General features: G+C 69.3%; 29 protein-coding genes. 8 read left to right on the top strand and 21 right to left on the bottom strand.

Going from position 1 to position 26,548, the window contains the following annotated elements; all coding sequences use genetic code 11:
* A partial coding sequence (locus SFU54_RS04005; RefSeq protein WP_319015019.1) for an NAD(P)/FAD-dependent oxidoreductase occupies positions 1-1,411 on the top strand: 1,411 nt, incomplete at its 5' end.
* On the top strand, positions 1,408-2,268 hold the full coding sequence (locus SFU54_RS04000; protein ID WP_319015018.1) for an endo alpha-1,4 polygalactosaminidase: 861 nt from the start codon (positions 1,408-1,410) through the stop codon (positions 2,266-2,268). The genes SFU54_RS04005 and SFU54_RS04000, both read left to right, overlap by 4 nt.
* Before the next feature lie 129 nt (positions 2,269-2,397).
* Here the strand turns inward: SFU54_RS04000 and SFU54_RS03995 are convergent, their stop codons facing one another.
* A complete protein-coding gene (locus SFU54_RS03995; RefSeq protein WP_319015017.1) occupies positions 2,398-2,949 on the bottom strand; it encodes a hypothetical protein in 552 nt (183 codons plus the stop codon).
* Positions 2,946-4,088 carry an XRE family transcriptional regulator gene (locus tag SFU54_RS03990; RefSeq protein ID WP_319015016.1) on the bottom strand — a complete coding sequence of 381 codons (1,143 nt, stop codon included), beginning with the start codon at positions 4,086-4,088 and terminating at the stop codon, positions 2,946-2,948. The genes SFU54_RS03995 and SFU54_RS03990 overlap by 4 nt, the downstream gene beginning before the upstream one ends.
* Before the next feature lie 242 nt (positions 4,089-4,330).
* Here SFU54_RS03990 and SFU54_RS03985 point away from each other — a divergent pair, with 242 nt between their 5' ends.
* The gene (locus tag SFU54_RS03985; protein WP_319015015.1) at positions 4,331-7,042 is read left to right on the top strand and encodes a class I SAM-dependent DNA methyltransferase; all 2,712 of its coding nucleotides are present in this window, start codon (positions 4,331-4,333) and stop codon (positions 7,040-7,042) included.
* Positions 7,039-7,740: a DUF3800 domain-containing protein gene (locus SFU54_RS03980; protein ID WP_319015014.1), complete on the top strand. Its 702-nt coding sequence runs from the start codon at positions 7,039-7,041 to the stop codon at positions 7,738-7,740. The genes SFU54_RS03985 and SFU54_RS03980 overlap by 4 nt, the downstream gene beginning before the upstream one ends.
* Positions 7,741-7,898: 158 nt before the next feature.
* Here SFU54_RS03980 and SFU54_RS03975 read toward each other — a convergent pair whose 3' ends face one another.
* From SFU54_RS03975 to SFU54_RS03955, 5 genes are all read right to left on the bottom strand, one after another.
* Entirely contained in the window at positions 7,899-8,447 is a 549-nt protein-coding gene (locus tag SFU54_RS03975; RefSeq protein ID WP_319015013.1) for an acyl-CoA thioesterase, read from the bottom strand.
* Positions 8,448-8,464: 17 nt separating this feature from the next.
* Entirely contained in the window at positions 8,465-9,451 is a 987-nt protein-coding gene (locus SFU54_RS03970) for a DNA-3-methyladenine glycosylase 2 family protein (RefSeq protein ID WP_319015012.1), read from the bottom strand.
* A 103-nt stretch (positions 9,452-9,554) separates the two neighbouring features.
* Complete coding sequence (locus SFU54_RS03965) at positions 9,555-9,896, bottom strand: DUF4190 domain-containing protein (RefSeq protein WP_319015011.1); 342 nt, start codon at positions 9,894-9,896, stop codon at positions 9,555-9,557.
* A gap of 89 nt (positions 9,897-9,985) precedes the next feature.
* Positions 9,986-10,405 (bottom strand): PPOX class F420-dependent oxidoreductase, encoded by a 420-nt coding sequence (locus tag SFU54_RS03960; protein ID WP_319015010.1) that lies wholly within the window; start codon positions 10,403-10,405, stop codon positions 9,986-9,988.
* Positions 10,395-10,706: a hypothetical protein gene (locus SFU54_RS03955; RefSeq protein ID WP_319015009.1), complete on the bottom strand. Its 312-nt coding sequence runs from the start codon at positions 10,704-10,706 to the stop codon at positions 10,395-10,397. The genes SFU54_RS03960 and SFU54_RS03955 overlap by 11 nt, the downstream gene beginning before the upstream one ends.
* 128 nt (positions 10,707-10,834) lie before the next feature.
* Between SFU54_RS03955 and SFU54_RS03950 the strand changes: the two genes are divergently transcribed.
* The 3 genes from SFU54_RS03950 to SFU54_RS03940 are packed head-to-tail and all read left to right on the top strand — an operon-like array spanning position 10,835 to position 13,309.
* Positions 10,835-11,860, top strand: coding sequence for a 6-phosphofructokinase (locus SFU54_RS03950; RefSeq protein ID WP_319015008.1), 1,026 nt, complete (start codon positions 10,835-10,837; stop codon positions 11,858-11,860).
* 40 nt (positions 11,861-11,900) lie between these two features.
* The gene (locus tag SFU54_RS03945) at positions 11,901-12,914 is read left to right on the top strand and encodes an MDR family oxidoreductase (protein WP_319015007.1); all 1,014 of its coding nucleotides are present in this window, start codon (positions 11,901-11,903) and stop codon (positions 12,912-12,914) included.
* The gene (locus SFU54_RS03940) at positions 12,911-13,309 is read left to right on the top strand and encodes a DUF1304 family protein (RefSeq protein ID WP_319015006.1); all 399 of its coding nucleotides are present in this window, start codon (positions 12,911-12,913) and stop codon (positions 13,307-13,309) included. Before SFU54_RS03945 ends, SFU54_RS03940 begins: the two co-directional genes overlap by 4 nt.
* A 19-nt stretch (positions 13,310-13,328) precedes the next feature.
* Here the strand turns inward: SFU54_RS03940 and SFU54_RS03935 are convergent, their stop codons facing one another.
* The 11 genes from SFU54_RS03935 to hemE all read right to left on the bottom strand — a co-directional run bounded on the left by SFU54_RS03935 (position 13,329) and on the right by hemE (position 22,944).
* Positions 13,329-14,162 (bottom strand): uroporphyrinogen-III synthase, encoded by an 834-nt coding sequence (locus SFU54_RS03935; protein WP_319015005.1) that lies wholly within the window; start codon positions 14,160-14,162, stop codon positions 13,329-13,331.
* 65 nt (positions 14,163-14,227) lie between these two features.
* On the bottom strand, positions 14,228-14,452 hold the full coding sequence (locus tag SFU54_RS03930) for a DUF3618 domain-containing protein (protein WP_319015004.1): 225 nt from the start codon (positions 14,450-14,452) through the stop codon (positions 14,228-14,230).
* Positions 14,449-14,871 carry a phage holin family protein gene (locus SFU54_RS03925; RefSeq protein ID WP_319015003.1) on the bottom strand — a complete coding sequence of 141 codons (423 nt, stop codon included), beginning with the start codon at positions 14,869-14,871 and terminating at the stop codon, positions 14,449-14,451. The genes SFU54_RS03930 and SFU54_RS03925 overlap by 4 nt, the downstream gene beginning before the upstream one ends.
* The gene (locus tag SFU54_RS03920; protein WP_319015002.1) at positions 14,868-15,200 is read right to left on the bottom strand and encodes a YtxH domain-containing protein; all 333 of its coding nucleotides are present in this window, start codon (positions 15,198-15,200) and stop codon (positions 14,868-14,870) included. The genes SFU54_RS03925 and SFU54_RS03920 overlap by 4 nt, the downstream gene beginning before the upstream one ends.
* A 151-nt stretch (positions 15,201-15,351) precedes the next feature.
* Complete coding sequence (locus SFU54_RS03915) at positions 15,352-16,710, bottom strand: glutamate-1-semialdehyde 2,1-aminomutase (RefSeq protein WP_319015001.1); 1,359 nt, start codon at positions 16,708-16,710, stop codon at positions 15,352-15,354.
* Positions 16,707-17,717, bottom strand: a complete 1,011-nt coding sequence (gene hemB, locus SFU54_RS03910) for a porphobilinogen synthase (RefSeq protein ID WP_319015000.1) — start codon at positions 17,715-17,717, stop codon at positions 16,707-16,709. Before hemB ends, SFU54_RS03915 begins: the two co-directional genes overlap by 4 nt.
* The gene (hemC, locus tag SFU54_RS03905; RefSeq protein WP_319014999.1) at positions 17,714-18,670 is read right to left on the bottom strand and encodes a hydroxymethylbilane synthase; all 957 of its coding nucleotides are present in this window, start codon (positions 18,668-18,670) and stop codon (positions 17,714-17,716) included. The genes hemB and hemC overlap by 4 nt, the downstream gene beginning before the upstream one ends.
* On the bottom strand, positions 18,667-19,869 hold the full coding sequence (locus SFU54_RS03900) for a ferrochelatase (protein WP_413466561.1): 1,203 nt from the start codon (positions 19,867-19,869) through the stop codon (positions 18,667-18,669). Before SFU54_RS03900 ends, hemC begins: the two co-directional genes overlap by 4 nt.
* On the bottom strand, positions 19,866-20,531 hold the full coding sequence (hemQ, locus tag SFU54_RS03895; protein WP_319014998.1) for a hydrogen peroxide-dependent heme synthase: 666 nt from the start codon (positions 20,529-20,531) through the stop codon (positions 19,866-19,868). The genes SFU54_RS03900 and hemQ overlap by 4 nt, the downstream gene beginning before the upstream one ends.
* Positions 20,528-21,865 carry a protoporphyrinogen/coproporphyrinogen oxidase gene (locus SFU54_RS03890; RefSeq protein WP_319014997.1) on the bottom strand — a complete coding sequence of 446 codons (1,338 nt, stop codon included), beginning with the start codon at positions 21,863-21,865 and terminating at the stop codon, positions 20,528-20,530. The genes hemQ and SFU54_RS03890 overlap by 4 nt, the downstream gene beginning before the upstream one ends.
* Positions 21,862-22,944 carry a uroporphyrinogen decarboxylase gene (gene hemE, locus SFU54_RS03885; RefSeq protein WP_319014996.1) on the bottom strand — a complete coding sequence of 361 codons (1,083 nt, stop codon included), beginning with the start codon at positions 22,942-22,944 and terminating at the stop codon, positions 21,862-21,864. Before hemE ends, SFU54_RS03890 begins: the two co-directional genes overlap by 4 nt.
* Positions 22,945-23,070: 126 nt before the next feature.
* On the opposite strand from hemE, the gene SFU54_RS03880 reads away from it, so the two are divergent.
* Positions 23,071-24,342 carry a glutamyl-tRNA reductase gene (locus SFU54_RS03880; protein ID WP_319014995.1) on the top strand — a complete coding sequence of 424 codons (1,272 nt, stop codon included), beginning with the start codon at positions 23,071-23,073 and terminating at the stop codon, positions 24,340-24,342.
* Here SFU54_RS03880 and SFU54_RS03875 read toward each other — a convergent pair.
* The 3 genes from SFU54_RS03875 to SFU54_RS03865 form a co-directional block, all read right to left on the bottom strand.
* Positions 24,297-24,704 carry a pilus assembly protein CpaE gene (locus SFU54_RS03875; protein ID WP_319014994.1) on the bottom strand — a complete coding sequence of 136 codons (408 nt, stop codon included), beginning with the start codon at positions 24,702-24,704 and terminating at the stop codon, positions 24,297-24,299. The two genes, SFU54_RS03880 and SFU54_RS03875, sit on opposite strands and share 46 nt — an antisense overlap.
* A gap of 69 nt (positions 24,705-24,773) precedes the next feature.
* Positions 24,774-25,607 (bottom strand): serine hydrolase, encoded by an 834-nt coding sequence (locus SFU54_RS03870; RefSeq protein WP_319014993.1) that lies wholly within the window; start codon positions 25,605-25,607, stop codon positions 24,774-24,776.
* A gap of 68 nt (positions 25,608-25,675) precedes the next feature.
* Positions 25,676-26,548, bottom strand: an 873-nt coding sequence (locus SFU54_RS03865) for a M13-type metalloendopeptidase (protein WP_319014992.1), incomplete at its 5' end; no start/stop codon positions are given.

The following is a 26,548-nucleotide window of genomic DNA, read 5'->3' as shown; positions in this document are numbered from 1 at the left end:
CATCATCGACGACCTCGGGTTGCAGATCGAGCTCGCGCCGCGCCGCTATAGCTCCTACACGCCCGTTCCCGGCGAGTCGGGCGGATTGCTCGTCGACAACCACGATCCCGTCGCCACCGCCGAGAGTTTCGCGGCTCTCGGTGCCGACGATGACGCCATGGCCTGGGCGCGTTTCTACGAGGGCACACAGCACCTTGCCCGTGCGCTGTTTCCGACCGTCACCGACCCGCTGCTGACGCGATCAGAGGCGCGCGCTGCCGTCGTCGCCGCCGCTGAGTCGGCCGGCATTGACGGCGAAGCGCTGTGGACCTCCCTCATCGAGCACCCCGTGGGCCGCACGATCGCCGACACCTTCAGCAACGACCTCGTGCGCGGCGTGGTCTACACCGACGCGATCATCGGCACCTTCGCGCCGAACGACGACCCGACCTTGCTCGCCAACCGCTGTTTTCTGTACCACGTCATCGGTCGCGGAACCGGCGACTGGAATGTTCCCGTCGGGGGCATGGGCTCGGTATCGGGCGAGCTCGAGCGGGCCGCGCGGCTCGCGGGCGCGACGCTCACGACGGGGGCCGAGGTGCTCGCACTCTCTCCTGACCGCACGGTGCGCTGGCGCGACGACGCGGGGGTCGAGCACGAGACGAGCGCGGAGCACGTGCTCGTCAATTGCTCCCCGCACGAGCTCGCGCGGCTCATGGCGGCGGGTGACGAGAGCGCCGCATCCGCATCAGACGGCCTCGCCGTGCCGCCCGCCGAGGGTGCACAAGTCAAGGTCAACCTGCTGCTGAAGCGCCTGCCCTGCTTGCGCGACGCGAGCATCGACCCCGCGGCGGCGTTCGGCGGCACGTTCCACATCAACGAAACCTTCAGCCAGCTGCAGCGCGCCTACGACGACGCCGTCGCCGGGCAGGTGCCGAGCGTCATCCCCGCCGAGATCTATTGCCACTCACTGACCGACCCGAGCATTCTCGGCCCCGAGCTGCGCGCCTCAGGAGCACAAACGCTGACGGTTTTCGCCCTGCACGTGCCCGACCGGTTGCTCACCGAAGCGAACAACGACGCGATGCGCGAGACCCTGCAACGCGCCGTGCTCGATTCGCTCAACTCGGTGCTCGCCGAGCCCATCGAGAGCCTGCTCATGACCGACGGCAACGGCAACCCGTGCGTCGAGACCAAGACCACGCGCGACCTTGAACACGTGTTGCGCCTGCCGGGCGGCAGCATTTTCCACGGCGACCTCGCGTGGCCCTGGGCCGACGACGGCGACCCGCTCGACACCCCCGCCCGCCGCTGGGGCGTCGACACCGGGCTGCCGGGTGTGCTGATGTGCGGATCGGGCGCGCGCCGCGGCGGCGCCGTGAGCGGCATTGCCGGCCACAACGCCGCAATGGCGGTGCTCGAGTCGCGATGACGAGTCGCATCGGGTTCGGGATGCTCGCCGCGAGCACGGCGCTGCTGCTCACGGCCTGCACCGCGAGCTCGGGGGCTGCCCCGCTCGAGCAGACCGCGCCCGGCCCCGCGCCCGACCCCGCCGCGCTCTTCACCCTCCCGGTCGAGGGGCGCATCGACTACCAACTCGGCGGCGCCTCCGACCCGGCCCCCGGCGTCACGCTCGTCGTGCGTGATGCGACCGAGCAGCCCGCGGCGGGCATCCCGAACATCTGCTACATCAACGGTTTTCAGACGCAACCGGGCGAGCTCGAGTCGTGGCTCGCCGAGGCGCCCGAGGCCGTGCTGCTCGACGCCGCGGGAGACCCCGTGATCGACCCGAACTGGCCCGACGAAGCGTTGCTCGATCCCCGCACGCTCGAGGCCCGCGACGCGATCGTCGAGCGGCTCGGCCCGCTCATCGATGGGTGCGCGGAGGCGGGATTCGTCGGCGTCGAGTTCGACAACCTCGACAGCTACTCGCGCTCGAACGACGTGCTCTCGATCGACGACGCCCTCGCGCTCGCGACGCTGCTCGTCGACCGCGCCCACGAAGCCGGGCTCGCGGCTGGCCAGAAGAACGCCCTCGAACTCGGTGAGCGGGGCCGCGACGAGGCCGGCTTCGACTTCGTCGTTCTCGAAGAGTGCGATCGGTGGAAAGAGTGTGGCCTCGCGATCGAGGTCTACGGCGACCAGGTCATGAACATCGAATACACCGACGACCTGCGCGGCACGTGGGCCGAGGTCTGCGCACGCGACGAGATTCCCGCGCTCTCGGTGTTGCGAGACCGGATGCTCGCTCGCCCCTCGAGCCCCGACCACGTGCTCGCCCACTGCTGACGCGTCGCCCGGAGGCTTCAGTTCAGGAGGCGGGCCCGCAACCAAGAACCCTCCGAGTTACCTGCTCATTACCTAATGCGACCCAGTGCCCCATGACTTTGCGGGACACAAGATCTGTTGTCAGATTCCCTACAGACGGCCGGTCAGGACTAGGAGATCTGCAAACGTTTCGGGCGCTCTGGGCAAGAACCGACCATGATCGACACGCAGTGCGGTGATGCAGTCCCAAGCCTCTTGTGGACGGATGATGTTGGCCCTGACCGCCAGAATCATGAGGTCAGATGAAGTGGCAACTGGAATCTCTCTGCGCATTGCAAGCCTCATTGCTCCGGTGTCATCGGTGACAACGAGTGCGGCCAAACCCCGCGACGTCACGATTGCGATCGTTTCGGCTTCTCCTAGATGTCGCTCTGGACCGTCGCCGGGTTCACGCAAAAACTCCCTCGCGACTTGGATGGCTTCGAACTCGTCGCGGGTTTCGGGGTAGTACGGCTCGCCTAGGAAATCACCCACGGTAAGTAGCTGATCGTTCTCCAAGAAGAGAGCGGACTGCTCACACTCCAGGCGAACAGTGGCGGTCCACGCACCGCGCCCATTCATCAGTCGCGCCAGTACATCGATTCTGCCTACCAAGGCGAAGTTCACTAGAGCGGTGTTGTCCGCAAACTGGATAAGGGTCACGGGTTCGGGTGCACGCCACGTTCGATTTCGTAGAGCATCCAGTCGAGATCGGGCTTTTCGTCAGCGGGCCCCAATTCGCGTTCGAGCTCAAGTGCATCTGTCTCAAGCATCCAAGCGAGATACGTTGGCCGAAGCCGTCCTTCGGCGGCTGCCTCCATGTGTGCTCGAATAAGGCCCTTGGGAAAGCGCCGGGTGTTCGCGCGATCCATACGATCGGTGATCTCATCGACCCACATGGTCGATTCGTCCAGGACCAAGTGGCGACGAAGCGCTTTCTGTGTCGACATGTTCAAGACCTCGCGAATCTCTTCATGAGGCACGATGCCCAGATTGGCGAGACGCCGCTTAACGAAGTCAGTCGATACACCCCATCGCCAAAGCCTGTCAGCGAAATCCGTCAATGGCATCGCCGACCAGCTTAAGGAAGTCATCTCTTCTGTTGGCAGCAGAAGCTCTGCGGCATAAGCATTCGACGCTCGTTCTGACTCAGCCGATGCCAAGGGTTCTTCCTCAATCGGTTCGAGGTTTCCCGACGAGAAGTGCCCAAGCTCATGCGCGATCGAGAAGTTCTGATAGAACCAGTTCACATGGGGCGGCACCACGACCACGCGCCGGCCAACTACCTCGATTGAGTAAGGCCGGCTTGCTTCCTGTACGCGAACAACTTCAACGCCGAAGACTGCTTCCACCGATTCGGCGAATTGACGGACGAAGTCCTGGTCATATTCAATAAGGAGCTTCCGAGCATCCTGAGCGGAAGACGGAATCTCGACCTGTGGACGCTCTGGATCCGAACGAAACACCTGCGTGTATGCCGTCGAGACCGTCTCTATCGCAGTTCGTTCAGCTGACCAATCAATTGACTCGTGTCGTCGAGCAGCGACATCGTAAGTGTGGCGGGCCGCCACCTTTGCGGCAGCAGGGTCGACCTCCCCGGTCGCCAGCCAGTGCAGAGAAGTCTGCAAGAAGTTAGCGACGCGGACGAGCTCGAGGGTCGCGAACAGTCGTTGGCCATTCAGCGCACGAGACAAGGCATCTGGGGTCATGCGTACAGAGTGGGCGAGGTCACTCTGAGTGAAGCTTTCGCCGTATGCCTCCCGCATGCGCGCGCGAATGCGATCCCCAATAGCGTTCGCCATGCGATAACAGTACCCGTCAAGCTTGGGATTTTCCCAAGCATCGCAAGAGAACTAGTCATTGGAGGCAAATCGTTACTTCTTCGCTTCCTTTGGCGCAACTCAACGCTCTTCAGGTGCGCGCGTTCCAGCGTGGCATCAGACCTGTTCGGCTCGCTAGCGACTGGCTGGTCAAAACCGTCGAACGCGAAGGTCGCCTGGTGTTGACGAGAGTCGCGGTGGGTAGTCCGGCCTAAAGTGAGCGTGTGACACGACTGTCTTGGAACGAGATCCGCGCCCGCGCCGCCCGCTTCGCTGAGGAGTGGGAGGGCGAGACGTACGAGAAGGGCGAGAGCCAGTCGTTCTGGGCTGACTTCCTCGACGTCTTCGGCATCAACCGTCGTCGTGCCGGGGGGTACTTCGAGTACGCGGTCAAGCTCAGCGGTGGGCGTCGTGGCTACATCGACATGTTCCTCCCAGGACGGCTCTTGGCCGAACAGAAGTCGGGTGGACGCGACCTGAACGCAGCCCGAGGGCAGGCGTTCGAGTACCTCGACGGGCTCGATGACCACGACCTGCCGCAGGCGGTAGTCCTCTCCGACTTCGCCACGTTCCAGCACGTCGACCTCGACACCCGACAGGTTGTGGAGTTCCGGCTCGAAGAACTGCCCGACTACGTGCGCCTGTTCGCTGCGCTGGTCGACGAGCAGGCAACCTCGATCGAGGAGACCTCGCCGGTCAACCGTCAAGCGGCCGAACGCATGGCTGAGTTGCACAACCGACTCGAGGCGGCTGGCTACATCGGCCACAAACTTGAACTCTTCTTGGTCCGTCTTGTGTTCTGCCTGTTTGCCGAAGATGCCGGCATCTTCGAGCCGAAGCAGTTCCGCGACTACATCCGAAGCCGCACGGCGGACGACGGAACCGATACCGGGCTGCGACTGACCAAGCTCTTCGAGGTTCTCAACACTGCTCCCGAAGAGCGGTCTGCGCTGCTCGATGACGACCTCAAGGCCTTCCCCTATGTGAATGGCGGTCTCTTCGCCGAGAACACGCCCGCCCCCGACTTTGACGCGAATTTGCGCCTGGCGCTGCTCTTGGCGTCGCAGCCCGACTGGCACAAGGTCTCGCCGGCGATCTTCGGAGCGATGTTCCAGGGCGTTATGGACGGCGATGACCGTCACGACCTCGGAGCCCACTACACGAGCGAAGAGAACATCCTCCGGGTCATCAAGCCGCTCTTTCTGGATGACCTCTACGCCGAGTTCGAGAAGGCTCGCGCATCGAAGAACAGTGCCCAGTTGCTCGATGCGTTCCACGACAAGTTGGCCAGCCTCACCTTCCTCGACCCCGCGTGCGGTTCGGGCAACTTCCTTATCGTTGCCTACCGCGAGCTGCGACGACTCGAGCTGAAGGTCATCGAGGCCAAAGCGAAGCACTCGACGATCGTCGTGCTCGAATCAGACCTCCGTGTTCGCGTTGAGCAGTTCTACGGCATCGAGATCGACGAGTTTCCGGTGCAGATCGCGCGAACCGCCATGTGGCTGACCGACCACCAGATGAACCTCGAGGCGGGCCGGAAGATCGGTCACGAGTACTCCCGTCTGCCTCTCACCGAGGGTGCTCACATCGTGCACGCGAACGCCCTGACCACTGACTGGTCGAGCATCGTCAGGCCGGAAAACCTTCACTTCATCTTCGGCAACCCGCCCTTCCTCGGTTCCCGAACGATGGACAAGGGGCAGAAGGCTGACCTACGCGCTATCGCCAGAGGCTACCCCCAGGCCGGGTTCCTCGACTTCGTCACCGGTTGGTACATCCTGGCGGATCGCATGATTACCCAGAACCCTGCCATCGAGGCAGCGTTCGTCTCTACGAACTCGATCAGTCAGGGTGAGCAGCCGGGCATCCTCTGGCCGAAGCTCTACGCGAATGGCAACCACATCACGTTCGCCCACCGAACCTTTCGCTGGATGAACGCCGCTCGCGGCGTTGCTGCAGTGCACTGCGTGATTGTCGGCTTCGCGCGAACGGTGCGGACAACCGCGCTGCTCTTCGACTACCCCGACATCGCTGGCGAGCCCGTGCTCGACCTCGTCGAGTCCATCAGCCCGTACCTGATCGCCGGCGACGAATTCGTCGTATCCAACCGTCAGGAGCAGATCAGCGGCGCGCCGCGGATGGCGTTCGGCAACATGCCGGCAGATGGGGGCAACCTGATTCTGAGCCGATCGGAGCGCGATGCCCTGCTCGCCTCGGAACCTGCGGCAGCCGAGTGGGTGCTGCCGTACATCGGCGCGAAAGAGTTCCTGCAGGGCGGCGAGCGATGGACGTTGTGGCTGAAGGGCGTGACACCCGCGCAGTTGCGGGCGATGCCCACCGTCGCCGCCCGAGTCGCCGCGAATCGACAGGAGCGCTTGACGTCAGCGCGTCCACACCTCGCGGATGTGCCTCACCTGTTTGCGCAGATCACGCAGTCCCCCGAACAACCCGTGCTCGTGGTGCCCGGTGTCTCTTCCGAGCGCAGAGAGTACGTGCCGATGAGCTTCCTCCCGCCTGGGCATGTTGTGGCCAATTCCTGTCTTGTGGTCGAGAACGCTCCGGAGTATTTGTTCGCACTCCTCACGAGCCGGATGCACATGGACTGGCTCCGCGTCGTCGGCGGCCGACTGGAGAGCAGGCTCCGGTACTCGAAAGACGTCGTGTACAACAACTTCGTTGTGCCCCCGATCGATGACGGGCAGCGCGCAACGCTCGCCGAGCTCGGCCAGAGCATCCTGAACGCACGGGCGCTCTACCCGGATTCGACGCTCGCCGACCTCTACGACCCGACCACGATGCCCGCCGAGCTGCGCAAGGCGCACAGCGCGAACGACGATTACGTCGACCGGCTCTATCGCGCCGAAGGATTCAACTCCCCCGACGAGCGGGTCGCTCTGCTGCTCGACCTCGTCAAGGAGAAGGACGCGGCTGGGTGAGGTACGCGTTCGTCGACGAGTCGTACTCGCGGGATCGGTACTTCGTCGGCGCATACGTCGTTCGCGAGGACCAGTTGGCGATCGTCAAGAAGGCTGTCCACACCGCGCTGAGGTATGCGGAAGGTTTCGGGATCGACGGTGCAGCCGAGCTTCACGGCTACGAGATCATGTCGGGTAAGGACGCGTGGTCACCGCTGCGGGGCAAGGCTCGTGCTGCTCTCTCCATCTACCGGCGGGCCCTTGCCGAGATCGCGGCAGTTCCGGGAGCACGTGCCTTCGTTGAGGGCGTCGACATTCCGCGCCTGAACACTCGCTATCGCTATCCGCAAGCGCCTCACCAGATCGCGTTGCGCCACCTCCTCGAGAGGCTGAACGAGTACGCGTCACGCTTGGGCGATCGCGTCGTCGTGATCGCCGATGAGGTTCCTGACCAGCAAGCCCACGCCATGAGGATGGCGAGCTACCAGTCGTTGACGACCGGCGGGTACAAGCCGAGCAAGCTCGCTCGCATCGAATTTCCGATCACATTCGGCAAGTCGGCCGAGTCTCCCGGCATCCAGTGCGCCGACATGATCGTCTATCTCTACCGCCGAGTCGACGCCCACGAACATCTCGATGATCGCGCAGCCCGGTCTGCCCGCGACTTGTGGTCCATAGCGCAGCCACTGCGGCCCTCCACGCGCCGATGGGACCCCTAAAGAGACGTGTCTCTCATCGACCTTGACCGGTTAAGCACTGAAGCCCCGCTAGCGGGGCTTCAGGCGAACAACGCCCCGGAAACCGGTTCGTCGTGCTGCAAGCCTACCGAAGAGTAGAGCGACTGTCACGGGTCCAATCGTGACTGTGGACGCACAACTCACTCCCAGACGCTCGGCGCGGGCTCGCGCCGCGACGGCAGCGCCGCCTGACCACTCCATTCGGCGAGCCACGCGGGCAGCGGGTGGTTGTCGGGATCGAGCGAGAACAGTTCGGCGAGCTCAGGAATCGGCACAACGCCGCCCGTCTTCTTGAGAAAGCGCGCCTTGATGACAGCACGCGCACAGATCTCGCCATCCCGAACAAATCGCTGTTCGACATAACTCGCGACGTCGTCGATGCCGACCATACGACTCTCGAGCTCGTAGCGCTCCCAGAGTTCGAGCGAGCGGCGGTAGGTGATCGTCGAGCTCACGATGACGGGGTAGTAGCCGCGCTTCGTGAGTTCGCGCCAAATGCCCGACCGCACCATGAGGTCGACGCGACCGAGATCCATGAGCGAGAGATACACGCCGTTGTTCATGTGCTTTTGCACGTCAAGGTCATTGGGCAGCACGCGAAACGGCACGCGGCTGACATCGGTGGGCGACAAGCGGGGGCCGCGGCGTGCTTGCCACATGACCCGCCAGAGGCGCAGCAGTTTATTCACCCGGCCACGCTACGTCGTCAGCGCGCGCGGTGGTCTTCGATCGTGGCCTTCGCACCGAAGCGCGGGGCCTCGACCCCCGCCGACGTGATGAGTCGCACAACGCGGTGCCGCTGGCCGGCGTAGGGCTCCAGCAACGCGAGCATGCCGGCGTCGTCGGTGCGGTCGCCCGTGAACCACGTGCCAACGACGTGCGGCAAGTGGGCATCGCCCACGCTGACCGTGTCGGGGTCGCCGTGCGAGCGCTGCAGAATCTCGGCCGCGGTCCAGAGCCCCACGCCCGGAATCGAGCGCAGCGCCGCAACTGCCGCCGGCCCCCCGCGGCCGAGCGTGAGCGTTCGTTCGAGCGCCGGAGCCACCGCGGCCACCCGGCGAATGGTCGCCATGCGCTGGGGCCCCACGCCCGCGCGGTGCCAATCATGATCCGGGATGCTGCGCCACCCCACCCCGCCGGGCATCACGGTGAGCCCCTCGGGTGCGGGGCCAGGCGCCTGCTCGCCGTGCTGCCGCACGAGCTGCCGCCACGCACGCCGCGCTTCGACTCCCGTGACTTTTTGCTCGAGCACGGCGGGCACCGCCGCCTCCAGCACGAGGTGGGATCGGGTCAGCCGCAGTCCGCGCGTGCGCCGGCGCAGACGCTGCAGGGCCGCGGCCGCCGCATCGTGCGGCGCTCGGGCCTCGAGCAGGGCGTCGAGCGTCGACCAGTCATCGCCCTCGCCGAGAAGCTCGGGCGCGTGCGCGGCGCTCCACTCGGCGCCCGGGCCCCACGCCGAAACGAGCATCGCGCGCGCCGCGGTCGGGTGACCGTCGACGACGCGCAACCGCAGCGACGTGACGCCCTCGGGTGTGCGCTGCGCGCGCCAGACCTCGCGCCAGGCATCCGGCCCCTCGACGGTGTGCTGCGTGGGGTCGCCGCGTCCGCGTCGCAGAAAGCCGAGGGTGGCGCGCAGGTCGAGGGGCTCGGGGGGCGCGAACTCGCGCTCCGCATCCGCCACCGCATCGCTCACGCGCTCAGCGTAGAGCGCAGCCCTGACGGGTGACGCCGCCACGCAGAACGGCGGGGAGGCCGCTCGAGATGAGCGCCCTCCCCGCCGTTGTCAGTTCGAGAACTTAGCCGCAGGTGTAGGTAGCGCCGTCGACCTCCCAGACACCGGGGCCGAGGTCGTTACAGATCTGCACGATGCCACCGAGGCCACCAAAGAGAGCGGCGCCGCTGACGGCAGCTCCGATCGCCACGATGACGCCGATAACGAGGCCGATGAGGCCAATGATGATGGCCGCAACAGCGAAACCGTTCTTCTGCCCTGCCTTCTTCGACTGGTTCAGTGCAACGAAGCCCAAGATCACACCGATGAGCTGGAAGGGGAGGATCGATAGCACGAGGGCAACGATGCCCATCGTCTTGCCGGGGTTGACGGGAGCAACAGCGGAGGGGGTGGGGGCGTCGGTCATTCTGACTCCTGCGGGGTGGGGGGCCGGGATGGCCCCGTTCGGTCGAATCGTAGTACCCGCAGGTGTCTCAGCGGCAGAGGAAATACCTGTTAGTCACGAATGGCGGCCAGGCGTACGACGACCGAGCCCGTGTCTGCCCGGCCACGCATCGCACTCATGGCACGAATGACGCGGTACTGCACCCCGTATTTCTTGGTCAGTGCCGCGACGATGTCGGCACGAGACTGAGCGTCGTCATGCACCGTGGCCGTAGCCGCAACCACGGCCGCGCCCGGCAAGGGCCGCCCGACCCGATCGCACGCTTGAAGAGTCACGCGGGGGGTGTGGCGAATGCGCTTGACCTTGCCCGATTCGTCTCCCGTCGTGACCAGCAGCGCGTCGGCATGCCGCACAACCCACACGGGAGTCGGCACGGCAACGCCGTTGCGGCGCGTCGTCGTGAGCAGCACATACTGCTCGTCGGCGAGCGCCGCGAACGGATCGGTCGGCGCGTCAGGCTCAGAAGCCACGCATGCCCCACGGACCGTGCATGTACTGCAGCAGGGCCGGGCCCACGGCGATGACCCACGCCACATAGATGAGGAGCCCAGCGGCAAGAATGACACCGCCGACAATCACGGCCGCACGCGCGGGGCCGTTGACCACGCCCACCTTCTTCGACCAGTTATAGGCGATCACGCCCAGCACGAGGCCGACGAGCGGCAGCACGAACGCGAACACGAGGCCCGTAATGCCGAGGCTTTGGCCCGGGTATTCGGGGGTGACGGCCGGAGCGGGTGCCGGGGCCGGTGAGCTGGTCTTGTCAGCCATGATTCCTCCACTTGTCAGCTGCCAAAGGCAGGGCTTCACGGTAGTGCCGCTGGCCATGCACGCGCCGTGAATCGCCCGCGCGCCGCCTCGTTTCGCGCCCGCCACCGTGAGCCGCCATGATGGAACCCATGCGTATTGGAATGCTCACCTCCGGCGGAGACGCCCCCGGGCTCAACGCCGTCATTCGCGGCGCCGTTCTCACCGGAACCACGGTTCACCACCACGAGTTCATTGGGTTCAAAGACGGCTGGAAAGGCCTCGTCGAGAACGACACGATTCCGCTCGGTCGCCACGAGGTCAAGGGCATTTCAAAGCAGGGCGGCACCATTCTGGGCACGAGCCGCACGAACCCCTTCGAGGGGCGCGGCGGTGTTGACCGCATCAACGAGGTGTTCGCCGAGAACAACCTCGACGCACTCATAGCGATTGGTGGCGAGGGCACGCTCGCGGCGGCGAAGCGATTGACGGATGCGGGCATCCGCATCGTCGGAGTGCCCAAGACCGTCGACAACGACCTCGACGCCACCGACTACACCTTCGGTTTCGACACCGCGGTGGGCATCGCGACCGAGGCCATGGACCGCCTGCGCACGACGGGTGACGCGCACAACCGCTGCATGGTTGCCGAGGTCATGGGACGCCACGTCGGCTGGATCGCTCTGCACTCGGGCATGGCCGCGGGCGCTCACGCCATTCTGATTCCCGAGCAGCACACGAGCATGGAGCAACTGTGCGCGTGGGTCACGAGCGCCTACGACCGCGGCCGCGCGCCGCTCGTGGTGGTGGCCGAAGGCTTCACGCTCGACGGTGACGACGAGCCGCTCAACGAGCGCGGTCTCGACGCGTTCGGCCGCCCGCGCCTCGGCGGCATCGGCGAGCGGATCGCCCCCCTCATCGAAGAGCGCACGGGCATCGAAACGCGCGCGACGACTCTCGGCCACATTCAGCGCGGTGGCACGCCCAGCGCCTTCGACCGCGTGCTCGCGACGCGACTCGGCATGGCGGCGATCTCAGCGGTCGACGACGGCCGCTGGGGCGAGATGGTGGCGCTGCGCGGCACCGAGATCGTGCGGGTGCCGTTCGAGGCCGCGCTCGGAAAGCTCAAGACCGTTCCGCAGTCGCGGTACGACGAGGCGGCGCTGCTCTTCGGCTGAGCCCTGCCGTGGCCGGCGCCCCCGCCGTAGGCTGGCGGTCATGACGCGCGGCTGGCAGATCACCCTCACCGACGACGAGCCGCGCGTGCAGCTCGTCGAGCTCGACGCCTCGTCGCTGCGGCCGTCCGCCGACGCCCCGGATGCGGCCGCCGACGTCGAGGTCGCCGTCACGTTCTCGGGGCTCAACTTCAAAGACGCGCTCGTCTTCGCGGGCAACGCCGGTGTCGTGCGGCGCTCGCCCCTCGTGCCCGGCATCGACGTCGTCGGAACGGTGGCCGCCTCGGCGACCCCGCGCTGGATGGTCGGCGACCGCGTGCTGCTCAACGGCGCCGGCGCGGGCGAGACGCGCCACGGCGGGCTCGCCGAACGCGCGTTCCTCGACGGCAGCACGCTCGTCGCCACGCCGGCCGTCTTCACGGATGCCCAGGCCGCCGGCATCGGAACCGCGGGCTTCACCGCCATGCTCGCCGTGCTCGCCCTCGAGCGGCACGGCGTGACGAGCGGCGACGTGCTGGTCACGGGCGCGAGCGGCGGACTCGGATCGTTCACGATCGCGCTGCTCGCCCGCGCGGGCTTCACCGTCACCGCGTCGACGGGTCGTCCCGAGAACGCGGCTCGACTGCGCGCGCTCGGCGCGACGAGCATCATCGACCGCTCCGAGCTCGACCGCCCCTCGCGCGCGCTCGAGTCCCAGCGGTGGGAGGGCGTCATCGACGCCGTCGGCGGGCAGCCGCTGGCCACCGCGCTCGCGCAGGTTCGACCATCGGGCGCCGTCGCCGCATGCGGCAATGCGGCGTCACCCGCGCTCACGACGACGGTCATGCCGTTCATCCTGCGCGGGGTCTCGCTGCTCGGGGTGAACTCGACGTTCACACCGCCCGCCCTGCGCGAGCAGGCCTGGCAGCGCCTGGCGCGCGACCTCGATCCGGCGACGATCGAGAGCGTCGCGCGCACAGTCGAGCTCGACGAGGCGGCCGAGTGCGCCGCCGAGGTGCTCGCCGGACGCGTGCCCGGCCGTCTTGCTGTACGCGTGGACCCGGGAGCGGGCGTATGACCGCCCTGCAGCTCATCGGGCTCGTGCTCGCCGGAATGGCCGCCACGCTGCATGTGGCGTTCTTCGTGCTCGAGAGCGTGCTCTTCCGGCTGCCGCTGGGTCGACGCCTCTTCGGCGTGCGGGCCGAAGCCGACTCGGCCCCCCTGCGGCTGTTCGCCGTCAACCAGGGCGTCTACAACCTGGCGCTCGCGATCGTCGTTGCCGTCGGGATCGTGCTCGTCGCGATCGACTCCTCGGCGGTCACGGGCACCGCGGTGGTCGTGGCGGGCTGCGCGGTCATGGTGGTGGCCGGTGCGGCCCTCGCGCTGACCGCCGCGCCGCGCCTGCTGCCGGCCGCGCTCGCGCAGGGCATCCCGCCCCTGCTCGCGATCTTCGCGCTCGTCGCGGGGCGCTGAGCGCACCCGCCCGCAGGCCCTAGGGGATGACGGGCGGAGCGCTGTCGTTCGGGTTCATCGCGTACTCGGCGAGCGCGCGCACGAGGGCCTGGGTCGAGCGCTCCTCGGCGATGCGGTGCACCGTGAGTCCCGCGGCACGCGCGTCGAAGGCCGTGCGGGGGCCGATGCAGACGACCGCGGTGGTCGGGGGCAGGGGGGCGAACTGCTCGGCGATCTGGCGCGCCACGCTGCCCGAGCTGACGATGAGCGCCCCGATCGATCCCGAGGCGACGTCGGCGACGACCTCGGCAGAGGCGGTCACCCCGACCGTGCGGTACGCGGTGACGAACCGGGCGTCGATGCCGCGCTCCGCGAGGCCGCTCACGAGGGTCGGCTCGGCGATCTCGCTCTGCGGCACGAGCACGGGGCCCTGCGAAGCGGTGCCCGGCCACTCCCGCACGAGCCCGCGGGCGGAGTGGTCGGTCGGCACGACGTCGACCGAGTACCCGGCCAGCTGCAGGGCGTGGGCGGTCGTCTCGCCGACGGCGGCGATGCGCGTCGTCGCCGGAACGCGCACACCGTGCCCGACGAGCACGTCGACCGTGGTGGCGCTCGTCACGACGAGCCATCCGTAGTCACCCGCCTGCAGCGCCGCGAGCTCGGCGGCGAGCTGCTCGGGGTTCTCGGTTCCGGCGAAGTTGATGAGCGGCGCGATGACCGGAGCAGCACCCAGCGCGCGCAGCTGGGCGGCGACGCCGTCGCCCCACTTGCCGCCGCGGGGCACGAGCACCCGCCAGCCGAGGAGCGGCTTGATGACCGGCAGCACGCCCGTGGGCGTGCGCTCGATCGTCACGTCGTGCGAAGAGAGAACCATCCCCTCCATGATGACCCCGCTCGCGCGAGAGTCATAATCGGGGCAGGGGTCGACGGGGGCTGCGATCAGTCGTCGCTGAAGATCGCCCAGGCGACGAGCCCGACGACCACGACCGTGGCGGCGGTCGCCCCGATGATCCACGGCACGGGGTTCCGCTGGTACGAGGTTTTGACGCGCTCGGTGAGCTCGCCGGCCTGCTTCTTCACGTCGAGCTTGTCGTCGATCGCATCCAGGGTCTGCTCCAGGCGGGCACGGGTGGCCGCGACGGTGCTCGAAACGGTGTCGCTCATGATGGTCCTCGTTTTCTGAGCCCGCGAACGACGCGGACATCTTCTTTGACGCTCTCGATGGTCTGGGTGGGCGTGGGGGGAACGCCGTGCTTGAGCTGCGCCACGCCGATCGCCGCGGTGATGCCGGCGAGCACGAGCAGAGCCGCGGCGACGATGAGGGCGGCCGCCCACGCGGGCAGCACGAGGGCGAGGGCGAGGATTCCCGCCGCCGTCAGCACGAGCGTCGCGAAGAAGGCGAACACCCCGGCGGTGACCAGGAACCCGGCCCCGATGCCCGCGGCCTTGAGCTTGCCGACGATCTCGGCCTTGAGCGAGGCGATCTCGGCCTCGATGAGCTCACGGATCAGCCCGGGGATGTCGGAGATCAGCTTGAAGAGACCACGGCGCTCGCGCGACGTGCCAGCCGCCGTCTCGGTCATGACGACGCGGCGGGCTTCTTCGTCGCGGTCGTCGGCTTCTTCGCCGCGGCACTCGCGGGCTTCGCCGACGCGGGCGTGGCGGGCTTCTTCGATGCGCGACCGGTCACCTGGTCGACGACCTTCTTCGCCCCGTCCGAGACGAAGTCGGCGACCTCGGGGGCCTTCTCCTTGACGAAGTCCTCGACCTGGTCGACCCGGTGCTGCACACGGGGGTCGTTCCAGAAGCCCAACGCGGTCTTCTTGAGCTGCTCGTAGCGCTCGCGTCCCGCGCGGGTGCCGAGCACGTAGCCGACGGCGAGGCCGGCGGCGAACAGGATCTTGCCTCTCATGACGCACTCCTCACGTTGCCCGGCCGTGGCGGATCGGTCGCGGCAACTCCCCTAGCGTAGTGCGCCCTCCCTGCGGACGGTCGAGTCCTGCGGAGGGGATTCCCAGGGGAGCATCGGTCGTCTACACTCGCGAGCCCGAGCGCACGCGACCCTACGGCCGCGCCGCCGCGGCCGCCCGCGCCGCCGGTCGAGCCGCCGCGAGCACCCGCTCGATCGCCGCGTCATCGTGCGCGGCCGAGACGAACCAGGCCTCGTAGACGCTCGGCGGCAGCGACACCCCGTGCTCGAGCATCGCGTGGAAGAACGGCCCGAATCGCCAGGTCGCCTGGTCCTGCGCCTCGGCGTAGTTCTGCGGGGCATCCGACCGGAAGAAGATCGAGAACTGCGACCCCGCCCAGGCGACGACGTGCTCGACGCCCTCCGTCGAGAGCGCGGCCGATAGCCCGTCGCCGATCGCCCGGGCCGCGCGCGGAAGGTGCTCGTAGACCGCTTCGTCGGCGCCCCGCAGCATGGCGGCCCCGGTCGCGACGGCCACGGGGTTTCCGCTCAGCGTTCCGGCCTGGTACACCGGACCGAGGGGCGCGAGCAGATCGAGAACCTCGGCCCGACCGCCGAGCCCCGCGAGCGGCAGCCCGCCGCCGATGATCTTGCCGAAGGTCGTGAGGTCGGCGTCGTACGGCACGCCCTCCCGCTCTTCGAGTCCCCACCACCCCGCGGCGGTCGAGCGGAATCCCGTCATGACCTCATCGCTGATGAGCAGCGCGCCGTGCGCGTGCGCGGTGTCGGCGAGCAGCCGGTTGAAGCCGGGCTTCGGGGGCACGACGCCCATGTTGGCCGCGGCGGCCTCGGTGATGATCGCCGCGATGCGGTCGCCGTGCGCCGCGAACACCGCGGCGAGCGCCTGCTCGTCGTTGTAGGGGATGACGATGGTCTGCGCCGCGGTCTCGGGCGTGATGCCCGCCGAGCCGGGGATGCCCAGTGTCGCGATTCCCGAGCCGGCCTCCGACAGCAGCGAGTCGGAGTGCCCGTGGTAGTGACCCGCGAACTTGACCAGCAGCGGCCGCCCGGTGGCCCCGCGGGCGAGCCGGATCGCCGTCATCGTCGCCTCGGTGCCCGTCGAGACGAGCCGCAGCTTCTCGATCGCCCGGCGCTCGGCAGCACCCTCGCCGAGGGTGAGCCGATCGAGCACGAGCTCGGCGAGCTCGACCTCTCCGGTCGAGGCGGCACCGAATCCGAGTCCGTGATCGACGGCGGCGTGCGCGGCCGCGATGACGGCGGGATGCGCGTGGCCGAGCAGCGCCGGACCCCACTGCCCCACGAGGTCGACGTACTCGGTGCCTTCGACGTCGGTGACGTAGGGGCCGCGGCCGCTCGCCAGGAAGACGGGGGTGCCGCCGACCGACCGGAACGCGCGCACGGGCGAGTTGACGCCGCCGGGCGTGACGACGAGCGCGCGTTCGAAGGCCTCGGCGTTGGTCGAGGGGGTGCGGCCGGAGATGAAGCGGGTCATGACACGAGCTTTCTCTCGACGAGGTCGAGGGCGGCGTAGCTGAGCACGGCATCGGCGCCCGCGCGGCGAATCGAGACGAGCGCCTCGAGCTGGGCGCGATCGCCGTCGATCCAGCCGTTCTGCGCGGCGGCGGCGATCATCGCGTACTCGCCCGAGACCATGTAGGCCCAGACGGGAACGGGCGAGACATCGGCGACGCGGCGCAGCACGTCGAGGTAGCCGAGCGCGGGCTTGACCATGACGATGTCGGCGCCCTCCTCGACGTCGAGCGCGGCCTCGCGCACACCCTCCCGCGCGTTCGCGGGGTCGAGCTGGTACGTGCGGCGGTCGCCCTGCAGTTGCGACTCGACCGCGTCGCGGAACGGCCCGTAGAACGCCGAGGCGTACTTGGCCGAGTAGGCGAGCAGGGCGACGTCGCTATAGCCCGCCGCATCGAGGGCGGCGCGGGCGACCCGCGTCTGGCCGTCCATCATGCCGCTGAGCCCGAGCAGCTGGGCGCCCGCCTCGGCCTGCGCGACCGCCATGGCCGCGTAGCGCTCGAGGCTCGCGTCGTTGTCGACGCGGCCCTGGGCATCCAGCACCCCGCAGTGGCCGTGGTCGGTGAATTCGTCGAGGCAGAGGTCGGTCTGCACGACGAGCGCGTCGCCCACCTCGGCGACGACCGCGCGCGCGGCGACGTTGAGGATGCCCTGCGGATCGGTCGCGCCCGAGCCGACCGCGTCACGCACGGCGGGCACCCCGAAGAGCATGATGCCGCCGAGGCCCGCCGCGGCGGCGCGGGCGCTGATCGCGCGCACGCTGTCGAGCGAGTGCTGCTCGACGCCCGGCATCGAGGCGATCGGCTGCGGGGCGTCGAGGCCCTCGCGGACGAACACCGGCAGCACGAGGTGGTGCGGCCGCACCTCGGTCTCGCGCACGAGACCGCGCATCGCGGCTGTCGCGCGCAGACGGCGGGGGCGGATGCTCGGACCGAGACCGCCCGACCTGCCGGGCGTCGGCGCGCTCATCGCGCGCCGCCGAGCGGCGCGAGGTCGGCGGCGCCCTGCGCGAGCAGCTCGTCGACCACGCGCTTGGCCGCGTCCTCGCCGGGCGTGCGCGTGTCGTCGACGTAGAGGGCGTGCGCGGCCGAGACCTGCTCGCCCGCCTCGGAGTAGACGCGCGCGGCGAGGAAGAGCATGCCGCCGTCGATGAACGCGTTGGCGCCGAGCGGAGCCGAGCATCCCGCTTCGAGCAGTCGCAGCACGGCACGCTCGGCCTCGACGCTCACGCGGGTCGCCGCGTGGTCGATGCCCTGCAGAGCAGAGCGCAGCGGTCCCGAGACGGTCGCGAGGGTCTCGACGGCGAGCGCGCCCTGCCCCGGGGCGGTCGGCCAGCCGGCGATGCCGAGGTGCTCGGTGATGACCTCGTCGCGGCCCAGGCGCTCGAGGCCGGCGACGGCGAGCACGACCGCGTCGAGATCGGCGTCGACGCCCTCGCGGTCGCCGAGCACGCGGCCGATGCGGGTGTCGACGTTGCCGCGAAGGTCGACTACCTCGACGTCGGCGCGGCGCCTCCGCAGCTGAGCGCGGCGCCGAGGGGACCCGGTGCCGACGCGAGCGCCGGGCGGCAGCTGCTCGAGCGTCAGCCCGTCGCGCGCCACGAGCGCGTCGCGCGCATCCGCCCGTTTTGGAATCGCCGAGATGGCCAGCTCGGGGTGCGGGGCCGTGGGCAGGTCCTTGAGCGAGTGCACGACCACGTCGCACTCCCCCGCGAGCAGGGCCTCGCGCACGGCCGTGACGAAGACACCCGCGCCGCCGAGGCTCTCGAGTGGGGCCGTCGACCGGTCGCCGAGCGTCGAGATCGTCACGAGCTCGACCGGGCTGCCGGTGCGCGCCGCGATCGAGTCGGCGACGCGCTGCGACTGCGCGAGGGCGAGCGCGGAACCGCGGGTGCCGAGGCGGATCGGCGCCTCGGCCGTCACGGTTCGAGCCCCGAGATGGCGGGCTTGAAGCCCGCGCGCACGTTCTCGCAGCAGCCCGGGCGGCACACGTCGTACCAGGGCCCGAGGGTCGTCTCGCGCACGCGGTCGGCGGGCGCTGTGCCGCGCAGGCGCTCCTCGACGAGGTCGATGAGGCCGCTCACGTAGACGGGGTCGACGCCGGGGGTCGGCACGCGCACACCGCGCACGCCGTGCTCCGCGCACGTCTCCATCGCCTCGGTGTCGAGATCCCACATGACCTCCATGTGGTCGCTCACGAAGCCCACCGGCACCATGACGATCGTCGTCGCGCCCGCCGCGGCGTGCTCGGCGATGGCGTCGTTGATGTCGGGCTCGAGCCACGGCTGCGTCGGGGGACCCGAGCGGCTCTGGTACACGAGCTGCCAGTCGACGTCGGGCACGTCGGCGCCCTCGTCACGCAGGGCGGCGAGCGCCCGCTGCATGATGACCCCGCTCACGGCGAGGTGCTGGGCGGCGTACGCGCCACCCTCGCCCCACTCGACGTCGCGCGGTCCGCTGCGCTCGGCATCGGTCGTGGGGATGCTGTGGGTCGCGAAGAGCACGCGCGCGCGAGACAGGTCGACGCCGTCGGCGAGGAGGGCGCGCAGAGCATCCGTCACCCCCGCGACGAAGGGCGCGACGAAGCCGGGGGCGTCGAAGAACTGCGCCACCTTGTCGATGCGCACCTGGCCCCAGAGACCTGTGGCGTCGAGCGCGTTTGCGAAGTCCTCCCGGTACTGGCGGCAGCTCGAGAAGCTCGAGTACGCGCTCGTCGCGAGGCCGAGGATCGTGCGGTGGCCGTCGTCGAAGGCCTGCTGCAGGGCCTCGGGCAGGTACGGATCCCAGTTGCGGTTGCCCCAGTAGATCGGAATGCCCAGCCTGCGGCGATCGGCCTCGGCCTGCAGGGCCGCCTGCAGCTCGCGGTTCTGCTGGTTGATCGGGCTCACGCCGCCGAAGTGGCGGTAGTGGTGCGCGACCTCTTCGAGGCGCTCGTCGGGGATGCCGCGGCCGCGCGTGACGTTGCGCAGGAAGGGGATGACGTCGTCCTGCCCCTCGGGCCCGCCGAAGCCGGCGAGGATGACGGCGTCGTAGGCGACCGGCATGGTGACGTGGCCGCCCGCGGATTCGGCGAGCGCCGCATCCGTCGCCGCCATCGGGTAGTGGCCGTTCGTGATGGTCATGACAGCACCTCCAGAATCTCGGCGTCGAGCGCCGCGTCGTCGAGTCGACGACCGGTGAAGAAGGGCACCTCTTCGCGCACGTGGCGGCGCGCCTCGGTGTAGCGCAGGTCGCGCATCATGTCGACGAGCTCGAGCGGGTCGTCGCTCTCGAGCCCCAGCAGCCACTCGTAGTCGCCGAGCGCGAAGCTCGCCACCGTGTTGGCGAGCACGCCCGTGAAGGCGCTGCCTTTGCGACCGTGCTCGGCGAGCATGTCGCGGCGCTCCTCCTCCGGCAGCAGGTACCACTCGTACGAGCGCACGAAGGGGTAGACGCACAGCCAGCCCTTCGGCTCTTTGCCGAGCATGAAGGCAGGCGCATGGCTGCGGCTGAACTCGGCCTGAACGTGCACGCCCATGGCGTTCCACGTGGGGAGCGCGTCCTGCAGCAGCGGCGCGCGGCGCAGCGTGCGCACAGCCGCCTGCAGCCCGTCGACCGTCTCGCCGTGCAGCCACAGCATGATGTCGGCGTCGGAGCGCAGGCCGCTCACGTCGTAGATGCCGCGCACGGTCACGCCCTGCGCGGTGACCGCCGCGACGGCCTCCTGCACGCCGCCGCCCGCGGCACGGCGCTGGGGGTCGCGCCGCAGCACGACGTAGACGGTGTAGGCGAGGGTCTCGCTCACGGGGTGCTCTCTTTCGTCGGGGTATCGGAGTCTTCGGGGGCGCCCTGCTGTGCGGCGCCCAGCCGCTCGGCCGTCGCGCGGGCCTGAGCGATCACGGCCGCGAGGCCCGTGCCGGCCACCTGCTCGCCGACGACGGGGATGCCGTCATCGGTCACGGCGATGCGACCGGCCCGCAGCCACGTCACGACCTCGCCGGCGAGCACGCGATCGCTCGGGATGCTCACGCCGAGCAGCGCCTCGGCATCGCGCCGCGCCTGCTCGAGCGTCGGGGTGCGCTCGTAGCTCAGCCGCACGACCTCCCGGCCCTCGGCCGCCGTCTGCACGGTGGCCCACTTGGCGGTGACGTGCGTGAGCGCGCGAGCGACGACGCTCGTGCCGCGGGCGACGAGCACGCCCGTGCCGCGCGGAGCGGCCGCGAGGGCGGCATCCGGAGCGAGCACCAGCAGCGCGAGGTGCGTCGCCGTCTGCACGGCGCTCGACCCGTCGGCGGGGTCGATGAGCCCCGGTGCGGCCACGACGACGTGGCCCGGGCGCACCTCGGGCTCGACGTCGTCGCGCTCGCTCGCGAGCACGACGTGATCGGGGTGCACCTCGGCCACGCGCACGCCGTACTCGACGGGCACGCCGAAGCGGTCGAGCTCGGCGAGCAGGGCGTCGACGAGGGTGGACATGCCGCCGTCGAGGCTCGCGACGAGCGACCCGGCCGGGGCGTCGATCCGCATGCGGGCGACGGCACGGCCCAGCGAGTTCTCGCGCAGCAGGTTGTGCACGAGCCCCGGCACGGCCGAGACGGGCAGGTCATCGGGGTGCGTGGAGTGGATGCCCTCGACGACGGGCGCCACGAGCTTCTCGAGGATCGCGTCGCCCATGCGCCGCCGCACCAGGCCGCCGACGGTGGGCAGGCGTGACCCGACGGGGCCGGGGAGCAGGGCATCCAGCAGGCCGCGCCAGGCGCCGCGGCGGCCGACGACCGCGACGACGTCTTCGGCGAGCGGCGCCGCCGGAATGCCGAGCAGGCTCACCGCGGGCAGCGGCACGGTCTGCCCTTCGGCGGCATGCAGCCACGCCGGCGCGTCGCGCGGGGCGATGATGCGGTCGGCCAGGCCGATGCGCTCGAGGTACTCGCGCACGGTGCCGCCTCGCGTCGCGAAGGCCTCGGCGCCGCTGTCGAGTCGAAGCCCGTCGAGCTCGATCGATCCGAGCTGCCCGCCCGCGCGGTCGGAGGCCTCGAGCACCCGCACGGTGCGTCCCTGCAGCACGAGCTCGCGGGCGAGCACGAGCCCCGCGATGCCCGCGCCGACGACGAGCGTCTCGGCGGAGTCGGGCGTCGTCACCAGTCCGTCCTCGTCGGAGTCGTCTCACCCGCGTGGATGTACTGCACGAGGCGCGTCAGCACGTCAGGGTCGGTCTCGGGGGGCACGCCGTGGCCGAGGTTGACGATGTGCGCGGGAGCCTGCCGGCCGCGGCGCAGCACGTCGTCGACGTGGGCCCCGAGCACGGGCCAGGGCGCCGTCAGCAGAGCGGGGTCGATGTTGCCCTGCAGCGGCAGGGCGTCACCCAGGGTGGCACTCGCCTCATCGAGGGGGATGCGCCAGTCGATGCCGACGGCATCGACGCCGAGAGCGGCGATCTGCGGCAGGATGCGGTCGGTGACGAGCCCGAAGTGGATGCGCGGCACCTCGAGCCCGCGCAAGTGGTCGAGCGCCCGCTTGGTGTGGGGCGCTACGCGGCGCTGGTAGTCGACGGCCGAGAGGGAACCCACCCACGAGTCGAAGAGCTGCGCCGCCGATGCCCCTGCCTCGACCTGGGCGCGCACGAACTGACCCGTGACGTCGGCGCACCAGTTGAGCAGTACCGCCCATGAGCGCGGGTCGGCGTGCATCATCGCCCGCGCCCGCTGCTGGTCCTTCGACGGCCCGCCCTCGACGAGGTAGGCCGCGAGGGTGAAGGGAGCGCCCCCGAAGCCGATGAGCGGCGTCGAGCCGAGCTCGGCGACGGTCAGGGCGACCGCCTCGCGGATCGGGTCGAGCGCGCCCGGATCCAGGGGGCGCAGCCGCAGCACGTCGGATGCCGTGCGGATCGGATCGTCGAGCACGGGTCCGCGACCCGGCTCGATGCGGATGGGCAGCCCGGCGAGCAGCACGGGCACGACGATGTCGCTGAAGAAGATGCCCGCATCGACCCCGTGGCGCCGCACGGGCTGCAGCGTGATCTCGCTCGCGAGCTCGGGCGTCAGGCAGGCCTGCAGCATGTCGCCGCCCGCCCGCAGCGCACGGTACTCGGGCAGGGAGCGCCCCGCCTGGCGCATGAACCACACCGGCGGCCGCTCGGGCCGCTCGCCGCGCAGGGCCCGCACGAGCGGGGACTGAGCTGTTCGGCCGTCGACGAGGGGATGCGCGGGGGGCAGGGTCACCCCCACAGCATAGGGCGGCCTCCTGCAGAGACCTCCCGGCCGGGACACAGGTCGAGCACGATTCACTTGTACCCCCCGGGGGGTTTTGCAGAATCGAGGTGTTCAGCCCGCCTACACTGGTGCCTCGTGCTGCTGTGCGTGACCGCCAACCATCGGAACACCCCGTTCGAGATCCTCGAACGGCTCGCCGTCGACGCGGGTCTGCTCGCCGAGACGGTCGCCGGGTCGAGTGCGGCGGTGAGCGGCGCGGTCGCCGTCTCGACCTGCAACCGCATCGAGCTCTACCTCGAGGTCGATGCGCCCGCGATCAGTGCGCACGCCGTCGCCCGGCAGGGCTTCGAACGGGCGCTCGCCACCCTCGGCGGTGACGACGCACGCGGGCTCACGACGACCGCCGAGGTGCTCGACGACGCCGCCGCGATTCATCACCTGTTCTCGGTGTGCGCCGGGCTCGATTCCGTCGCCGTGGGCGAGGAGGAGATCGCCGGGCAGGTGCGGCGGGCCGCCGCCCACGCTCGCGCGACAGGCACGAGCTCGGGCCGACTCGATCACGTCGTGCAAGAGGCGATCCGCACCGCCCGCGCGGCCCGCGCGCAGGGCGACGCCAGCCGCACGGGTCGTTCGCTCGCCCGCTTGGCACTCGACCTCGTCGGCAGCCGGTTGACCGACTGGGCGGGCACCGACGTGCTGCTCATCGGCACCGGTCGCTATGCCACGACTACCGTCGCGTCGTTGCGCGAACGCGGTGCCGAGCGCATCACCGTCTACTCCCCGACGGGCCGAGCGCAGCTCTTCGCCCGGCGCCAGGGGGTCACGCCCACGAACGACCTCGCCGCCGCCCTCGCGAGCGCGGCAGTCGTCATCACGTGCACCACGCGGCTCAGCATCAGCGTCGAGGACGTGCCGGCCGGAACCCGCGCGCTCATCGTCGACCTAGGCCTGCCGCGCAACGTCGACCCCGCCGTCGGCGCCCTCGACGGCATCGCCCTGCTCGACCTCGAGACCATCCGCCTGCACGCCCCGCTCGTGCACTGGTCGGCCGAAGAGGATGCCCGGGCCGTCGTCGACGCCGCGGCGCACGCCTACGTGACCGCCGCCTCGGTCGAACCCGCCGTGGTGGCGCTGCGCGAGCACGTGCTCGGCGTCGTGCAGGCCGAGATCGACCGCGCTCGCGCTCGTGGCGACGACGGCCGGGTCGAGGAGGCGCTGCGGCACCTCACGAGCGTGCTGCTGCACACGCCCTCGACGCTCGCCCGGCGGCACGCCGCGGCCGGTCGGGGCGAGCAGGTCATCGAGGCCGTGCGCACCCTCTACGGCATCGAACTGAGCGAGTCTGCCGAGACGGCACGCGATCAGACCGTCGCGCGCTCGAGCAGCGCGAGCAGCGCCAAGCCGTAGGCCTCGGGCGCCGAGACGCTCTCGAAAACCCGCTCGGCGTCATCCATCCCGATCCTGACCCGATAGCCCTCGTCAGTGCGATCGAGCGCGCGGAACGCCGTGCGCAGCAGGTCGCGCAACTGGTCCTCGCGCGGCAGCCACAGGGTGTCATCGACCTCGACCGAGTCGAGCGCCCACTCCGTCGTGCCGTTGAATCCCAGCGCCGTGCCGGTGGGGTACTCATGGGCTTCGATCGTGAGCTCGCTGACCGTGAAGATGTCGGCGTCGAACTCGTGCCGATCGATCTGAAAGCGATCACCCGAGGCGGGCTTCCAGCGCAGACCCGCGTCGCGCAATTGCCGTGCGAGACCCGTGCTGATCATGCGCACATGGTGACACGCGCACCCGAGTGTGCGATGAACGCGTGCGGGGTGCGGGATGCTCGGCGCTCGTCAGTGCACAAACTCGAGCAGGTCGAGCCCGAACGCGCGCAGGGCATCGATCACCCGGAGGCGCCGCGCCAAATCGGTGTCATCGAAGTGCACCGAGACCGCGTAGGCCACGCCCGAGCGAGGGCCACGCAGAATGCCGGCCTCGCTGCGCACGCCCACGTCGGTGCCGGTCTTGTTGACCATCCACGTGTTGTGCTCGACGCCGCGATGCGAGAACGGGTCGCGGCCAAAGGCACTTGCGACCATCGAGAGGTCGGCGTTGAGCGAGAGCCAACTGAGCACGCGCTGACTCGTGATCGGGTCGATGATGTGGCCGTTCGCGAGCGCCTGAAAGAGCCACGCGAGCTCGGCCGTTGAGCCGACGGAGAGTTGGGGGGCATCGTCGGGGCCGCGCACATCGCGCACGCGGTCGAGCAAGGCCGTGCGCACGAGCCCGAGCTTCTCGGTGCGCGAGCGCACGGCGTCGAGCCCGACGTGCCGCAAGAGCACGTTGGTCGCGAGATTGTCGCTCGTCGCTCCGACGAGAGCCGCGAGGTCGGCGATCGGAAAAGCGGGAGCCTGCAGGTGCTGCCAAATGCCGCTGTCGGCCACGGCATCCTGAACCGACCGATCGGCGATGGCAAAGTCGCTCACGCTGCGATCGGTGAGGCGAGCGCTCACTTCGATGAGCAACAGAATCTTGCCGATGCTCGCCGTGGGCAGCACGATGCGCTCGTCGACGGCGAAGACGCTTTCGCCCGACTCGAGGTCGACAACGGCGACCGACACGCGAGCGCCCTCGTAGGCAACGGCCCCGAGCGAGCGGTAGGCCGCACGAAAGCTCGGCTCGCGCACGTCAGAAAGATGGCGCGCTCGTCTCGGGGTGCCCGCGCGAGCACCCCGATCACGAAGCAGCGGACCGTCTACCAAATGGTGACCCGTTCGTCGGGGGCGAGCCACAGGGCATCGTTGGGCGTCACATCAAACGCGTCATAGAAGGCGTCGATGTTGCGCACGATTTGGTTGCAGCGGAACTCGTTGGGCGAGTGCGGGTCGATCGACAGCAGCCGCAGTGCTTCTTCGGGACGAATCGCGATCTGCCAGGCCTGCGCCCACGACAAGAAGAACCGCTGGGCGGCCGTAAACCCGTCGATCACAGGAGGCTCGGCGCCGTCGAGCGACAGCAGGTAGGCCTTCCACGCGATACCGAGTCCACCGAGGTCGCCAATGTTCTCGCCGATCGTCAGTGCGCCGTTGACGTGGTGCCCCGGCGTCTCGGCCGGCTCGAGAGCGTCGTACTGCGCGATGAGCGACGCGGTGCGCTCCTCGAACGCGGCGCGGTCGGCCTCGGTCCACCAGTCATGCAGACGACCGTCGCCATCGAAGCGCGATCCCTGGTCGTCGAAACCGTGCCCGATCTCGTGGCCGATGACCGCGCCGATGGCGCCGTAGTTGGCCGCAGCATCCCGACCCGCATCGAAAAACGGGAACTGGAGGATGGCCGCGGGAAACACGATCTCGTTGAAGCCCGGGTTGTAGTAGGCGTTGACCGTCTGCGGGGTCATGAACCATTCATCGCGATCGATGGGTGAACCGATCTTCTTGAGCTCGCGCGCAAACTCAAACTCACCCGCGGCCTGCACATTGGCGAGCAGGTCGGTGGCGTCGATCTCGAGGCTCGAGTAGTCGCGCCAGCGCTCGGGGTAGCCAATCTTGGGCGTGAACTTCGCGAGCTTGTCGAGGGCGCGGGCGCGCGTCTCGGGGGTCATCCACTCGAGCGTTTCGATGCTCTGGCG

Source organism: Microcella sp., from assembly GCF_033763155.1.
GTDB lineage: Bacteria > Actinomycetota > Actinomycetes > Actinomycetales > Microbacteriaceae > Microcella.
The sequence above is the reverse complement of the archived record's forward strand: the minus strand, read 5'-3'. Positions and strand labels throughout refer to the sequence as shown.